The organism is Paraburkholderia tropica (assembly GCF_900109265.1).
GTDB classification, from domain to species: domain Bacteria; phylum Pseudomonadota; class Gammaproteobacteria; order Burkholderiales; family Burkholderiaceae; genus Paraburkholderia; species Paraburkholderia tropica.
The window spans coordinates 446,786-460,999 of sequence record NZ_FNZM01000003.1; the positions used below are offsets into that span (position 1 = coordinate 446,786).

General features: G+C 67.8%; 11 protein-coding genes. 2 read left to right on the forward strand and 9 right to left on the reverse strand.

The features are described 5' to 3' along the window. Positions 1–624 (forward strand): flagellar transcriptional regulator FlhC, encoded by a 624-nt coding sequence (gene flhC / locus BMY06_RS06515; protein WP_390970464.1) that lies wholly within the window; start codon positions 1–3, stop codon positions 622–624. A gap of 105 nt (positions 625–729) precedes the next feature. Here the strand turns inward: flhC and BMY06_RS06520 are convergent, their stop codons facing one another. Together BMY06_RS06520 and hisD are read right to left on the reverse strand one after the other, a co-directional pair. After that, positions 730–2,121, reverse strand: a complete 1,392-nt coding sequence (locus BMY06_RS06520) for a GntP family permease (protein ID WP_074982115.1) — start codon at positions 2,119–2,121, stop codon at positions 730–732. 239 nt (positions 2,122–2,360) lie between these two features. Then, on the reverse strand, positions 2,361–3,674 hold the full coding sequence (hisD, locus tag BMY06_RS06525) for a histidinol dehydrogenase (RefSeq protein ID WP_074982117.1): 1,314 nt from the start codon (positions 3,672–3,674) through the stop codon (positions 2,361–2,363). A gap of 197 nt (positions 3,675–3,871) precedes the next feature. Between hisD and BMY06_RS06530 the strand changes: the two genes are divergently transcribed. Then, positions 3,872–4,918, forward strand: a complete 1,047-nt coding sequence (locus BMY06_RS06530; RefSeq protein WP_065060755.1) for a LacI family DNA-binding transcriptional regulator — start codon at positions 3,872–3,874, stop codon at positions 4,916–4,918. 22 nt (positions 4,919–4,940) lie between these two features. Here BMY06_RS06530 and BMY06_RS06535 read toward each other — a convergent pair whose 3' ends face one another. The 7 genes from BMY06_RS06535 to BMY06_RS06565 all read right to left on the reverse strand — a co-directional run bounded on the left by BMY06_RS06535 (position 4,941) and on the right by BMY06_RS06565 (position 14,118). Further along, the gene (locus BMY06_RS06535) at positions 4,941–6,074 is read right to left on the reverse strand and encodes an NADH:flavin oxidoreductase/NADH oxidase (RefSeq protein WP_074982118.1); all 1,134 of its coding nucleotides are present in this window, start codon (positions 6,072–6,074) and stop codon (positions 4,941–4,943) included. A 164-nt stretch (positions 6,075–6,238) separates the two neighbouring features. Continuing rightward, positions 6,239–7,858, reverse strand: a complete 1,620-nt coding sequence (locus BMY06_RS06540; protein WP_074982120.1) for a cation:proton antiporter — start codon at positions 7,856–7,858, stop codon at positions 6,239–6,241. Between the two features lie 183 nt (positions 7,859–8,041). Further along, positions 8,042–9,001 carry an HlyD family secretion protein gene (locus tag BMY06_RS06545; RefSeq protein WP_074982121.1) on the reverse strand — a complete coding sequence of 320 codons (960 nt, stop codon included), beginning with the start codon at positions 8,999–9,001 and terminating at the stop codon, positions 8,042–8,044. Positions 9,002–9,052: 51 nt separating this feature from the next. Further along, complete coding sequence (locus BMY06_RS06550; protein WP_065060751.1) at positions 9,053–9,253, reverse strand: DUF1656 domain-containing protein; 201 nt, start codon at positions 9,251–9,253, stop codon at positions 9,053–9,055. Then, positions 9,237–10,772 carry an efflux transporter outer membrane subunit gene (locus BMY06_RS06555; protein WP_074982123.1) on the reverse strand — a complete coding sequence of 512 codons (1,536 nt, stop codon included), beginning with the start codon at positions 10,770–10,772 and terminating at the stop codon, positions 9,237–9,239. Before BMY06_RS06555 ends, BMY06_RS06550 begins: the two co-directional genes overlap by 17 nt. After that, positions 10,769–12,997, reverse strand: a complete 2,229-nt coding sequence (locus BMY06_RS06560) for an FUSC family protein (RefSeq protein ID WP_074982124.1) — start codon at positions 12,995–12,997, stop codon at positions 10,769–10,771. The genes BMY06_RS06555 and BMY06_RS06560 overlap by 4 nt, the downstream gene beginning before the upstream one ends. Positions 12,998–13,209: 212 nt before the next feature. Next, positions 13,210–14,118, reverse strand: a complete 909-nt coding sequence (locus tag BMY06_RS06565; protein ID WP_074982126.1) for a LysR family transcriptional regulator — start codon at positions 14,116–14,118, stop codon at positions 13,210–13,212. Positions 14,119–14,214: the final 96 nt, after the last annotated feature.

Below are 14,214 nucleotides of genomic sequence, written 5' to 3' on the forward strand. Positions count from 1 at the left end.
ATGCCCACCACGAATACGATATCCCGCCGGAGCGTCACCGAGGACGCACAAGAGGTCTTTCGTGCCGTCGCGCTGATCGAACTCGGCGCGCGCATGCAGGTGCTGGAAAGCGAGCTGAGCCTGTCGCGCGACCGGCTGATCCGCCTGTATCGCGAAGTGCGGGGCGTGTCGCCGCCCAAAGGCATGCTGCCGTTTTCGGCCGACTGGTACATGCCGTGGCTGCCGAATATTCACGCTTCGCTGTTCTTCAACACCTATCTGTTTCTCAGGCGCGAGGCCAGTTGTTCGCATCTCGATGCGCTCACAAAAGGGTATCGGCTCTATCTCGAACATTGCAAACGCACCGAAGGCGAACCCGTGCTCGATCTCACGCGCGCGTGGACGCTGGTACGTTTCTTCGAAGCCGAGATGCTGCAATTGACGCCGTGTTGCCGCTGCACCGGCAAGTTCGTGGCGCACAAGCACGACTTGCAGAAGGGCGTCGTGTGCGGCGCGTGCCAGCCGCCTTCGCGCGCGGGCAAGACGAGGAAGGCGGCGCGTGCGGTGGAAGAGGCGATCGCCGCGGTGATCGACGAAGAAACGAGCGTGGTCGCCGTGAACGAGGCGGCAGCCGTGGCGGCTTGATATCGCTTGATAGGGCTTGATATCGACATCCGCAATGCACAACGCCAGCGCGAAATGCGCTGGCGTTGTGCTATGGCTTTGCGAATCGACGTCGTATTCAGCGTATTAAACTAGTCCGGTGGTGAGGAACACGGCGATCACGAGAAACGACGCCGCGACCTTAATGCCCGTCATGAAGAAGATGTCGCGATAGGCTTCGCGGTGCGTAAGTCCCGTGACGGCGAGCAGTGTGATGACCGCGCCGTTATGCGGCAGCGTGTCCATGCCGCCCGCCGCCATCGACGCCACGCGATGCAGCACTTCCAGCGGAATGCCCGAAGCATGCGCGGAGGCGATGAAGCGATCCGCCATCGCGGCGAGCGCAATGCTCATACCGCCCGACGACGAGCCGGTGATACCGGAGAGCAGATTGATCGTCACCGCTTCGTTGATGAGCGGATTCGAAATCGACTGCAATGCGTGCGCGACCACCAGAAAGCCCGGCAGCGCCGCGATCACGGCGCCGAAACCATATTCCGATGCGGTGTTCATGGTCGCGAGCATCGCGCCGCCGACGGCGGCTTTCGAGCCGTCCGCGAAGGTGCCGCGAATCGACGCGAAGCCGGACAGCAACACCACGAAAATGCCGCTGCACAGCGCGCCGAGCACGGCCCAGATCGCGTTGATCTTGGCGATCTCGATGCTGATCGGCGCGTTCATGCCCGGCAGGCTGAACGTGTAGGTGGCCGGATACCACTGCGGAATCAGGCGCGTCAGCACCAGATTCACCACGCCGACGATCACGAGCGGCAGGATGGCGACGAGCGGATGCGGCAGCTTCACGTCGTCGGCGGTGACGGGCTCGTTACGCAGATTCGTGCCGTAGCCTTCGCCCTTGCGTTGCGCGCGGCGGCTCTGCACTTCGAGATAGACGACGCCCGCGAAGAAGATGAACGCCGAGCCGATCAGGCCGAGCCACGGCGCGGCCCACGAGGTGGTCTTGAAGAACGTCGTCGGAATGATGTTCTGGATTTGCGGCGTGCCGGGCATCGCGTCCATCGTGAACGTGAAGGCGCCGAGCGCGATGGTCGCGGGCATCAGCCGCTTGGGAATGCCGCTCTGGCGGAACATTTCGGCGGCGAACGGATAGACGGCGAACACCACGACGAACAGCGAGACGCCGCCATACGTGAGCAGCGCGCAGACGATCACGATGACCGGAATCGCGCGGTCGCGTCCGAGCAGGCCGATCACGGCGGCGACGATCGAGCGCGACGCGCCCGACAGTTCGACCAGCTTGCCGAAGATCGCGCCGAGCAGAAACACGGGGAAGTAGAGCTTGATGAAGCCGACCATCTTGTCCATGAAGAGGCCGGTAAACACGGGCGCGACCATGGCGGGATCGGTCAGCAGCACCGCGCCGAGCGCGGCGACGGGGGCAAACAGAATCACGCTGTAGCCGCGATACGCTGCCAGCATGAGAAAGCACAATGCGGCCAGCGCAATGATGACGCTCATCGAATTTCCTTGTTGTTGTCGTGCCGGTCGAGTGGCGTGGCCGGCGTGTAAATCGACGCGCGCCCGGAAACACGGGAACGCGGGATCGCGCGATCCCGTTTCCGTTTCGACCTTCGTGGTGTGCGTGTTCACGGCGCGGCGCAGCGGCCGCGCCGATGAAACCGGCGGTCTCCTGAAGGCGAGGCGCAAGCCCCGCCGCCGAACGCTGCGATGCTGCGACGCTTCGATGCGTCGCGGTGTTATGCCGGCACAGCCGAGCCGTAAGGCACATCCTGCTGGCCGTAACGGCGCACGCGAATGTTCGCCTGTTCGCCGTGCGCGATCATCCCTTCGATCGCGCACAGACGCGAGCAGTACGAGCCGATCAGCGCGCTGGCCTCGTCGGTGAGCACCTTCTGATACGTGCAGGTCTTGATGAACTTGCCGACCCACAGCCCGCCCGTGTAACGCGCGGCCTTGCCCGTCGGCAGCGTGTGATTCGTGCCGATCACCTTGTCGCCGAACGCGACGTTGGTGCGCGCGCCGAGGAACAGCGCGCCGTAGTTCTTCATGTTGTTGAGGAAGTAGTCCGGATCGCGCGTCATCACCTGCACGTGTTCCGAGGCGATGCGGTCGGCTTCCTGCACCATTTCCTCGTAGCTGTCCGCGACGATCACCGCGCCGTAATCGCGCCACGACACGCCCGCCGTGTTGGCCGTCGGCAGAATCTTGAGAATGCGTTCGACTTCGGCGATGGTGTCCTGCGCGAGCTGCATCGAGTTCGTCAGCAGGATCGCGGGCGTGTTGAAACCGTGTTCGGCCTGGCCGAGCAGGTCGGTCGCGCAGAGTTCGGCGTCCACGCTGTCGTCGGCGATCACGAGGGTTTCGGACGGCCCGGCGATCAGGTCGATGCCGATACGGCCGAACAACTGGCGCTTCGCTTCGGCGACGAACGCATTGCCCGGACCGACGACCATCGAGACCGGATCGATGCTCTGCGTGCCGAGCGCCATCGCGGCAATCGCCTGCACGCCGCCGAAGGTGTAGATCTCGTCCGCGCCGCCGAGATGCATGGCCGCGACCACGGCCGGATTCGGGCGGCCCTGCACGGGCGGCGATGCCGTGATGATGCGCGGCACGCCCGCGACCTTGGCCGTCACCACGCCCATATGCGCCGACGCGACGAGCGGAAACTTGCCGCCCGGCACGTAGCACGCGACGCTGTCGACCGGCATGTTCTTGTGGCCGAGCACCACGCCCGGCAGTGTTTCGACTTCGATATCGCGGATCGATTCGCGCTGCGCCTGCGCGAAGTTGCGCACCTGCGCCTGAGCGAACTTGATGTCGTCGAGCTGGCCTTGCGAGAGCGAACGCACGGCGGCGGCGATCTCGTCGCCGGACAGGCGGAAGCGCTCGGGCGACCAGTTGTCGAATTTCGCGGACAGCTCGCGCACGGCTTCGTCGCCGCGCGCGGTGACGTCGGCGAGGATGCCCGTGACCGTGTCGCGGACCTTGGCGGCGTCTTGCGACGATTCTTCGGCGGTGCGGCCGTGCTTCAAGTAGTGGATTGCCATGGTTGTTCCTGAGAGAGCGGGGACCCGTTCGCGCCGCCGTTGCACTGCTCTTTGCGTCGGCTTTGCGTTACGATTGGACGCAAATTTAGCGCAAGCCTTTATGCAAATGCAGTGCAAATAGTCCCGACTTACCCTGGGATGTCCGCTGCGATAGCCTTATGCAAGGCTGTCATGACCGCAAGATTCAGGACGAACTCATGCAAAAAAATGCAAACAAAAGCGGCAGGCCGAAAACCGCGAAGGTCAAGCTCGACGACGTGGCCGCGCGGCTCGGCGTGTCGGTGTCGACGGTGTCGCGCTCGCTCGCCGGTCATCCCGCCATCAGCACGCAGACGCGCGAGGCCGTGCAGGCCGTCGCCGCCGAACTCGGCTATCGCATTCCCACGCAGGGGCGGCGCGCGCGCAAGTCGGAGACGCGGCTGATCGGCGTGGTGGTCGGCGCGCTGCACAACCGCTTCATGACCGTGCTGCTCACGCATCTGCACGACGCGTTGCAGGAGTTCGGCTACCAGATCACGCTGATGATCGACCCGATGAACGACGCCGGAAACCTGCTCGCGTTCCGCCCGTTGATCGACGGATATCTCGACGGCCTCGTGTTCGCGACGGCAACGCTCGATTCGCCCGTCGTCGCCGAAATGCAGCGGCGCGGCATTCCGCTCGTGCTGGTGGTGCGTTCGGTGGACGACGTGGCGGTCGATACCGTCGAGATCGACAACGTGCATGCGGGCGCGGTCGCGGCCGAGCATCTGTATCAGCTCGGGCATCGGCGCATCGGTCTGGTGATGGGGCCGAAGAACACGTCCACGAGCCGCGACCGCGCGCGCGGCGCGCTCGAATGGCTCAAGGGCGCGGGCGTGGAGGCGGACGCGCTGTCGATCGTGTGGGGCGACTACACGACCGAGGCGGGCTATTCGAGCACGATGGCGCTGCTGGGCGAGGCCGAGCCGGTGACGGCGATCGTCGCGGGCAACGACACGATCGCGCTGGGCGTGCTCGAAGCGGCAAGCCGCAGCGGCATCGCGGTGCCGGAGCAACTGTCGATCATCGGTTTCGACGACATGCCGATGGCGGGTTCGCCGCTCGTCGGCCTGACGTCGATCCGGCAGCCGGTCGAAGCGATGGCGCGCACGGCGGCGCGGCGCATCGTCGAGCGCATTCGCGCGGGCGGCATGGGCGCGCCCACGCGCGACGTGCTGCCGATTCAACTGCTCAGGCGCGAGTCGACGGGGCCGCTGGAATGAGCGGCGTGCGATGGCCGTCGCGTCAAGCCACGGCCGCCGCTTCATGCGGGCGCAGCAACGCCGCGCCGCGCCAGTGCGGCGCGCCCGCGCGTTCGTACTGTGGCGGATACTGAATCGCGTCGACCGCGCCGAGGCGCTCGGCCGCGTGCCAGGCCCAGCGCGGGTCGTCGAGAAACGCGCGTCCGATCGCGACGAGATCGGCCTGGCCGTCCGCAATGATGGCTTCCGCGTGCTCGGGTTCGACGATCATGCCGACCGCGCGCGTGACGATGCCGCTGGCTTTCTTCACGTGCTCCGCGAGCGCGACCTGATAACCGGGCACGGCCTTGATCGACGCATGCGCCACGCCGCCCGTGGTCACGCACACGTAGTTCACGTCGCGCGCCTTCAATTCGGTGGCGAACGCCGCCGCTTCCTCGACCGTGATGCCGCCGGGCAGCCAGTCCGTGCCGGTGATGCGAAAGCCGAGCGCGATGTGCGCGGGCAGGGCCGCCTTGACGGCTTCCGCAATCTCCAGCGGAAAGCGCATGCGGTTTTCCAGGCTGCCGCCATACGCGTCGTCGCGCCGGTTCGCGAGCGGCGAAAGAAACTGATGCAGCAGATAACCGTGCGCCGCGTGAATTTCGACGACATCGAAACCGAGGCGCACGGCGCGCCGCGCCGCTTCGACGAAACGATCGCGCACGCGGGCGAGATCGTCGGCCTGCATGGCGCGCGGCGTGTGCCAGCCATCGGCGAAAGGCATCGCCGACGGTGCTTCGGTATCCCAGGGATTTTCGTTTGCGCCGAGCGCGCCGCGGCCTTCCCACGGACGCTGCGCCGACGCCTTGCGTCCGGCGTGACCGAGTTGAATGCCCCAGCGCGTGCCTTGCGGCGCGACCGCGCGCGCCGCGTCGATCACACGGCGCAGCGCGGCTTCGGTGTCGTCGTCGTAGAGACCGAGGCAGCCGTGCGTGATGCGTGCGCGCGGTTCGATGGCGGTGGCTTCGAGCATGACGAGGCCGGCGTCGGCGATGCCGAACTGCATGAGGTTCATGAGGTGCCAGTTGTTCGCCTGGCCGTGCGCGGCGCTGTACTGGCACATCGGCGCGATGGCGATGCGGTTGCGCAGGCGAACCGGGCCGATATCGACGGGGGAGAACAGCTGGCTGGACATGACGATCCCTTTGCGTGAGTGGTGTGCCCGGCTTCGCGCCGTCGCGAAACCGTTGACGAGACTTTACGCGGCGCGCGCCGCGCGGAGAATCGGCACAAAGCGGAACGTGGCGTTGCGTGTCACGCAACGTATGGCGCGCCCGACGTGGATCGTCGTGCGATCCGTCACGGCTCCAGCAGGCGCAACAGGCGCAACTCTTCGAGATCGAGTTCGGATTCGATGCGATGGAGCACGGCGTCGTCGACCTTGCCCGCGCGATGCAGGCCCAGCAGCGTCTGGCGCGACACGCCCACGAGTTCGAGTTCGACGCGCAGGAAGCGCTCGCGATGCGCGATGCGCTCCTCGCCCGCGGTGTGCGCGTTCTCGTTCGCGCTGACGCGCACGCGGTACTCCGCCTGCAGGCGTTCGAGCATCGCGGGCTCGATGGCGTCGGCGCGCTGGCCGATTGCGTCGAGCGCCTTGAGCGACGCGCCGAACGTGCGCGCGCGCGTTTCGTGCTCGGACATCGTGTGGCGCGCGGGCGGACGCAGCTTCAGCAGACGGATCAGCAGCGCGAGACTGCCGCCTTGCACGACCAGCGTGGCGATGATCAGCAGGAAGGTGCTGAACACGATCACGTCGCGCCCCGGGAAATTGCCGGGCAAGGCCAGCGCCGCGGCGAGGCTGACCACGCCGCGCATGCCCGCCCAGCCCATCACGGCGGCTTCGGCGAAGGACCAGGCGCGGCGGTTGACGTTGCCCGCGCCGTTCGCGTTTTGCGCGTGGTTTGCACCGGATGCGCGCAAGCGTCCCGGCAGCCAGATCGCAACGAACACCCACACGAGCCGCGCGACGATAGCGGCGGCGGTTGCGGGCAGCGCCACGCGCAGGCCTTCGATCACGACCGCGCTTTCGTGATTCACGCGCGCGAGAATGCCGTGCAGCGCGAGGCCGATCAGCACGAACACGAGCGCGTCGAGCATGAACACGATCGCTTCCCACGTCGCCTTGGCCTTGATGCGCATGTCGGCGCTGAACACGCGATGCTGGCGGATGCCGAGCACGAGTCCGCAGGTGACGACCGAAAGCACGCCCGAGCCGCCGACGGCTTCGGCGACGCCATAGCTCGCCCACGCCATCGCGAAGCTCAGCACGATGCCGAGCATCGGATCGACGAGGCGCGCGAGCACCCAGCACATCGCCTGGCCGCAGACGAGACCGACCGCGATGCCGAGCAGGATCAGCGTGAAGAACAGGCCCGCGCCCTGCGCGACGGTGATCGTGGTCGCGGCCAGCGCCGCCGACACCGCGATCTGGTAGATCAGCAGGCCCGAGGCGTCGTTGACGAGGCTCTCGCCTTCGAGCACGGCGACGAGGCGCGCGGGCAGCGGATTGCGTTGCAGGATCGCTTTCGCGGCGACCGCGTCGGGCGGCGAGACGATCGCGCCGAGCGTGAAGCACGCGGCCCACGGCAAGGCGGGATTGAACGCATGCACGGCGAAGGCGACCGCGACGGTCGTGAACGTCACCGCGCCGAGCACGAGCGAGACGATCGTGCCCAGCTCGCCGCGAAACTCCTTCCACGCCGTGTAGAACGAACTCGACATCAGCAGCGGCGGCAGCACGGCCGCGAGCAGCAGGTCGGGGTCCATGTCCGGCACGCGCTTGCCTGCCACCGCGACCACGCAGCCGCCGAACAGCAGCACGACGGCGGGCGGTATCGTCAGGCGTTCGGCGAGCCAGGTGAGCGCGCCCGCGCCGCAGATCAACAGCAGCAGGTAATGAAAAAGCTCGACGTTGCTCATGCGCGCGCGGCCTCGACGAGCGGCGCGCGGGCGCGGGAGGGAAGCGAAATCGCGATCATCGGGTTTCCTTGCGGGGCCGCCGCGCGTACCGGTGCGCGTCGGCGAATTGAATGGACGATGAAAGGATAAAGCGGTTTTGCGCGCGATGCGCTTAAGCGCCGGCGCGCGCGATGTTTCAGGCCATCACGGGCGCGCGGAAGGCGTGAGGCTCACCGTGCAGGTCATGCCCATCGCGAGCTTGATGCCGGCGGGCACGCGGTCGAGGTGTATGCGCACCGGCACGCGTTGCGCGAGCCGCACCCACGTGAAGATCGGATTGACGTCGGCGAGCAGGTCGCCGCTGCTGGTCGGATTGTCGCGATCGGCGATACCGCTGGCGAGGCTCTCCACATGGCCTTCGATCGGCTCGCCGCCCGAGAGCAGCCGCACGCGCGCGCGATCGCCCACGCGCACGGCGGGCAGCTTTGTCTCTTCGAAGTAGCCGTAGACCCAGAACGAATGCGCGTCGACGAGCGCCATGCGCGCGACGCCCGCGCTCGCGAAGTCGCCCGGATAGAGATCGAGATTGGTGATGTAGCCGTCGGCGGGTGCGTGCGCTTCGCTGCGCGCGAGATTGAGCGTGGCGGTGCGCTGCGCGACTTCCGCCGCTTTCACCAGCGCCTGCGCCGAGGCGAACGCCGCGACCGCGCCTGCGTACGTCGCTTCGGATTGACGCGCGAGCGAGTCGGCGTCGGTGCGGCTTTCCTCGGAGATCGCGTCGCCGGCCAGACGCGCGCGGCGCGCGGCCTGGGCGCGCTTCATCGCGAGTTCGGTTTGCGCCGCCGTCATGCGCGCTTTCGTTTCGGCGAGTTGCGCCTGGGCGCGCAGGAGGTCCGCGTCGGCCTGCGCGATCGCGTACTGGAAGCGCGCCGGATCGAGCACGTACAGCACGTCGCCCTTGTGCACGTACTGGTTGTCGCGCACGCGCACGTCGCTGACGAGGCCCGACACGTCGGTCGAGATGCGCACGACCTGGGCGCGCACGCGGCCGTCGCGCGTCCAGGGCGAGTCCATGTAGTCGAGCCAGAGCGCACGCACGAGCGCGATGGACACGGCCAGCAGCACGAGGGTGGTGGCGGCGCGCAGGAGGGTTCGCGTTGTCATCGGGAAGTCGTCATGGGATGGGGGTGATGGGGGGCGTTTTCATGCGTGCGGTCATTGCCGCAACAGGAGCGCGACGCCGCTGAACAGCGCGGCGAACAGCGCGACGCGAAAGAGCCCCGGATGCCAGACATGGCGATAGACGCCGATGCGCGCGCACGCGAGATCGACGATCACGAACAGCAGCACGCAGCCCGCGAGGATCGGCAGCAGACCCGGCACGAGCAGCGAAAACCATTCAATTTCGCGTGGCATCGGGCGCTCCCTGTTTCGCGGATGTCGTGGATGTCGCATCGGCTACCGGCGATTCGGCGCCGTAGCCGCCGCCGAGCGCGCGCATCAGTTGCGCCCAGGCGTCGAGCCGCTGCGCCTGCACTTGCGCGAGGTTCTGCTCCTGCAGCAACTGCGCGTTCTGCGCGGCCAGCACGTTGAGGAATTCGCTGATGCCGCCGCGATAGCCTTCGTCGGCGAGCCGCCAGGCGGTGCGCGCGGCGTCGAGCGTTGCTTCGGTGCTGGCCTGCTGGGCCTCGAGCGCGCGCAGCGAAACGGCCTGCACGGCGACGTCGCGCATCGCGTCGACGACCGTGCGGTTATAGGCGTCCACGGCGGCATCGCGCGAGGAAACGGCCACGCCGTACTGGCCGCGTCGGCGTCCACCGTCGAAGATCGGCAGCGAGATCGCCGCGCCCACGCCATGCCCGACGCCGTCGCTGTTGATGAAGTTGAAGAAGCCGCCGAAGGTCGCCGCCGAGCCGAGCGAGGCGGTCGCGAGCAGGTCGATGTCGGGATAGAAGTCGGCATGCGCGGCGTCGATACCTTGCTCCGCCGCGAGCACGCGCCAGCGCGCCGCGACCACGTCCGCGCGATGGCCGACGAGTTCCGCGGGCAAGGCGAGCGGCAGCGCGAGCGGCACGCTCAGCGCGAGCGTCGGTCGCGCGAGCGCGTCGCCGTAACCGGGGCCCTGGCCCGCGAGCGCGGCAATCGCGAGGCGATCGAGCGCGATCTGCTGCTGGGCGCGTTGCAGTCGCGTCGCGCTGGTCGAGAGCTGCGTCTGCGCCTGAGCGGCTTCGAGACGGCTGCCGATGCCCGCGTGCCAGCGCTGCGTGGCGATGTCGAAGGTGCGCCGCTGCTGCTGCTGGATCGCGGCGTAGGCGTCGGCGAGCGCGTAATCGAGCGAGAGTTGCACGTAGGCGCGCACCACGCCGGTCTGCAATTCGACTTCGGCGAAACGCGCGTCGGCGGCGCTCGCATGCAGGCTGTCGAGTGCGCCCGTGCGGATCGCGCGCTGCTTGCCCCACAGATCGAGGTCGTAAGTGAGCGTCGCGCCGACGCTGTTGCTCCAGACCGTCGTGCCGCCGGGCGGCGCGGGCGTGGTGTAGCGCGCGTAGCGGCGGCGCTCGAATTCGCCGTCGACGCTCGCTTGCGGCAACGCGCTCGCGCCCGCTATTTCGGTCTGGAAGCGCGCGGCGTCCACGCGCGCCGCGAAGGCCTGGAGGTCGGGATTGCCCGCCGTGGCGTCGGCGACCACGCGGTCGAGCTGCGCGTCGTGCCATTGTCGCCACCAGTCGCCGCGCGGCCATTGCGCGTCGGCTTGCGTCGCGCGCAAGGCCGCGCCTGGATCGAGCGACGCGGCGTCGAGCATCGACGCTTGCCGGTGGATGCCGCCGCTGTCGATGCAGCCGCTCAGCAGGCAGGCGGTTGCGATGGCGGCCACCACGGGCAACATGCGAACCCACTGCGCTCGCTGCGGTCGACGAAGAACGTACGCGCTCATGCTGCACGCTCCGTGCGGATCGCGAGCGGGTCGTCGCGCAGGGCGAGTTCGGTGAACTGGAGCAGGGCGTGCATGCGGCAGCGAACGAGGGAGTCGGGACCGGCGGGTGCGTCGGCGGCGGGCTCGATGCCAGGCGGCAGCGCGTCGAGCGCGGCGCGCGCGGCGGCCAGCGCGCGGTCGGCGCGTTCGGGTGTGGGCGTATCGAACAGATCGGCGAGCGCGGTGAGCCACGCCGTTTGATGATCGGGCCACGCAGGCGGCAGCGTGGGCGCGATCTGCTGCGTGTCGAGCCGCATCAGGATCATCGCGCGGCCTGCTTCGAGCACCGCGAACGCCCACGCAATCATGCGCGCGCGATCGACGCACGGATCGGCGGGCGCGCCCGCGATCTGCAGGATGCAGTCGCGCAGCTTGCGCTCGAAGGCGTAGAGCAGGTCGTCGTCGAGATCGCCGTCGCGCGCATCGCTCGCGACCAGCGCGCACACTTCCGCGAGATAGCGGCGCGCGATCCATTCGCCCGCGCGCGGCGCGAGCACGGAGAAGGCCACGGCGGCCGCGGCGATGCCGCAGAGCAGCGCGAAACCGGTGTCGAGGTAGGCGCTCGGGTTATAGACCGCCGGATTGGCAATGCCGACGATAAAGCAGAAGTAGATGTTGAAGCCGAGCCCGAGCACGGCCGTTTTCGGAAACGTGTTCACGTAGCCGCCGATCATCACGAGGATCGCGACGACCGCCGCGAGCAGCGCGAACGTGCCGAGCGACGGCAGCACGAAGAAGCTGAATGCGAAGCCCGCGAGCCAGCCCGCAAGGCAGCCCGTGAAGATCTGCCACGCGGCCGTGGGCGGGTCCGGCACGAGCGCGAACAGCGTGCTCGTGATCGCCACCGCGACGATCGCCGTCGATCCGCCGGTCCAGCCCGAGGCGATCCACACGGCGCCGACCAGCAGCACCGCGACCACCGCGCGCGCACCGGCGACCAGCGCCGCCGTGCGGTTGCCGACCGCGCGTTGACGCGCGATGCGGGTGATCGCCTGCAATACGGACACGGTCCAGGGCTGGCGGTCGGCCTGGCGCGCATCGAGATAACTGCGGCACAGCAGACGCAGATCGGCGCTCATGAACAGCAGCGCCGCTCCGGTGCTCTCGACGATCCGGCGTTGCGCGAGCGGCAGGTCGTCGAGCGCGTGAAGCTGCGCGGCGATGCGCGCGGGCAGCGCCGCTTCGAAGGCGTCGAGTTGCGGCAGCAGCGCGGCAGCGACGTCGTCGGCGATGCCGGGCGGCGTGGCCGTGTCGGGCAGCAGCGCGAGCGCGGCGTCGGTCAGGGTGGCGATGGCGGCCTGGGCGCGCGGATGCGCATCGGCGGCCGCGTGTGCCTTCACGCGCTGCAACGCGTGGAGCCACATGACGGTGTCGAGAAAGCTGCGGTCGAGATCGAGAAAAACGGAATGCAGCAGCCGCATCGACGGATCTTCGAATAGCGCGCCGGTGCGCAGCAATTCCACATTGGCCCGCTCGCCGATCAGGCCCAGAAGTGTGCTGGTTTGCGTGTCGGTTTGAGCGCCGGTTTGTGCACGGGCTTGCGTCGGCGCGGCCTCGCGCGCGAGCGTCGCGCGCAGCGTGCCCAGCAGATGCGTGAAGCTCGCGCGGCCCGCCGCGTAGAGCGCGGGCGCGACCTTGCGCGGCAGCACGACCGTGCTCACCACGCTCGCGCTCAGCACGCCGATCACGACTTCGCTGATCGTATAGATCACGTTGTCGAACACGCCATACGGATTCGAAAGCGCCGGCATCGCGGTGATCGCGGTGGCGAAACCGGCGAGCACGAGCCCGTACGACTGGAAGTTGCGGAAGTACGCCGAGCCGAACGCGCACAGCCCGATCCACGCGGCGAGCGCGATAAAGAACGGCAGCGGCTGCTGTGCGAACAACGCGATCAGCACGAGGCCCGCGAGACTGCCGGCCACCATGCCGAGTCCGCGATAAAAGCCGCGCGCGATCACGATGCCGCTTTGCTGATGCATCATCACGATCACGCAGGACAGCATCGCCGTGGCGGGCGAGCGCAGTTCGAGGCGCATGCACAGCCCCATCGCGATCACGACCGCGAGGCCCACCTTGGCGATGTGCAGCAGGCGCGGCGCGTCGTCCTGCCAATAGGCGGGCCATTCGTCGCGCAGGCGGTCGCGCAGGCGCGTGGGTGTGGCGCCGGCGGGCGTCACGTTCATGGAGGTCCCTGGTCGGTGTGGATCGCGAGCGGTGTGCGCACGAGCCGTTGCTGATGCGCTGCCAGGCTCGATCGCCTTGAGCGTTTCGAGCGTTTCAGGCGCGCGACACAGGATTGCACAGAGAAAAAACGCGTGCGCTTAAGCGCAGTTGTATCGGCGCCACGCGTTGTTCGATGCGTGAGCGGACATGCAGGGACGAGGGCGGTGCAGCGTCAGCGAGACGCGGTTTTGCGGGTCGACGGAAACACATGCGCGCTCAGGAAATCGACCAGCGCGCGCACCTTCGGTGACGGATGTTTGCTGGCGGGCCACAGCACGTGCACGACGCCAGGCCGTTCCAGATGCGACGAGAGCACCGCGCGCAGGCGCCCGTCCGCGAGCGGTTCCCTGATCGAGAAGTCGGGCAGGTAGGCAATGCCGCGCCCTTCGAGCGCGAAGCACACGCGCGTTTCGATGTTATTGCAGATCATCGAAACCGGCAGCGCGAGTTCCGGCTCGCCTTTGGCGCGACGCAGCACCCAGGTTTCGAGCCGTCCCGTGCTCGGATAGCGGTAGTGCAGGCAGGTGTGATCGAGCAGATCGGCGGGTGTTTTCGGCGTGCCGCGCCGTTCGAAATACGCGGGCGAACCCACCACGCGCCAGCGAAACGTGCCGAGCTTGCGCGCGACGAGCCGCGAATCGCCGGGCTCGCCGATCCGCACCACGGCGTCGAAACCTTCGTCGATCACATCGACGACGCGGTCGGTGAAATCGAGGTCGAGTTCGATCTGCGGATACGCCTGCATGAAGTCGCTGAGCACCGGCAGCATCAGCGCGCTGACGAGCGGCAGGCTCACGCGCAAGCGGCCGCGCGGCGCGGCGCTCGCCTGCGAAATCTCCAGCTGCGCCGCTTCGATTTCGGCCAGAATGCGGCGGCTGCTTTCGAGAAAACGCGCGCCTTCCGATGTCAGCGTGATGCTGCGCGTGCTGCGATGAAAGAGCCGCGCGCCGAGCTTGTCTTCGAGCCGCGCGATGCTCTTGCCGACCGCCGACGCCGAGACGCCCAGCACGCGTCCGGCCGCCACGAAACTGCGGGTTTCGGCGACCTGCACGAACACCATGAAGCCGTTGAGGCTTTCCACTCGATCTCTCCATTGCGGACATCCACGTCCGCATAACGCGGAACTCTACCCCACTTTTTCTTCAATCGTCGGATCACTATCGTGAAGGTATGTTCT

Excerpts from the sequence above, each read along its gene's own strand:
- BMY06_RS06555 (WP_074982123.1), bottom strand. The coding sequence starts at position 10,772 with ATGAGCGCGTACGTTCTTCGTCGACCGCAGCGAGCGCAGTGGGTTCGC.
- BMY06_RS06535 (WP_074982118.1), bottom strand. The coding sequence starts at position 6,074 with ATGTCCAGCCAGCTGTTCTCCCCCGTCGATATCGGCCCGGTTCGCCTG.
- flhC (WP_390970464.1), top strand. The coding sequence starts at position 1 with ATGCCCACCACGAATACGATATCCCGCCGGAGCGTCACCGAGGACGCA.
- BMY06_RS06550 (WP_065060751.1), bottom strand. The coding sequence starts at position 9,253 with ATGCCACGCGAAATTGAATGGTTTTCGCTGCTCGTGCCGGGTCTGCTG.
- BMY06_RS06545 (WP_074982121.1), bottom strand. The coding sequence starts at position 9,001 with ATGACAACGCGAACCCTCCTGCGCGCCGCCACCACCCTCGTGCTGCTG.
- hisD (WP_074982117.1), bottom strand. The coding sequence starts at position 3,674 with ATGGCAATCCACTACTTGAAGCACGGCCGCACCGCCGAAGAATCGTCG.
- BMY06_RS06530 (WP_065060755.1), top strand. The coding sequence starts at position 3,872 with ATGCAAAAAAATGCAAACAAAAGCGGCAGGCCGAAAACCGCGAAGGTC.
- BMY06_RS06540 (WP_074982120.1), bottom strand. The coding sequence starts at position 7,858 with ATGAGCAACGTCGAGCTTTTTCATTACCTGCTGCTGTTGATCTGCGGC.
- BMY06_RS06560 (WP_074982124.1), bottom strand. The coding sequence starts at position 12,997 with ATGAACGTGACGCCCGCCGGCGCCACACCCACGCGCCTGCGCGACCGC.
- BMY06_RS06520 (WP_074982115.1), bottom strand. The coding sequence starts at position 2,121 with ATGAGCGTCATCATTGCGCTGGCCGCATTGTGCTTTCTCATGCTGGCA.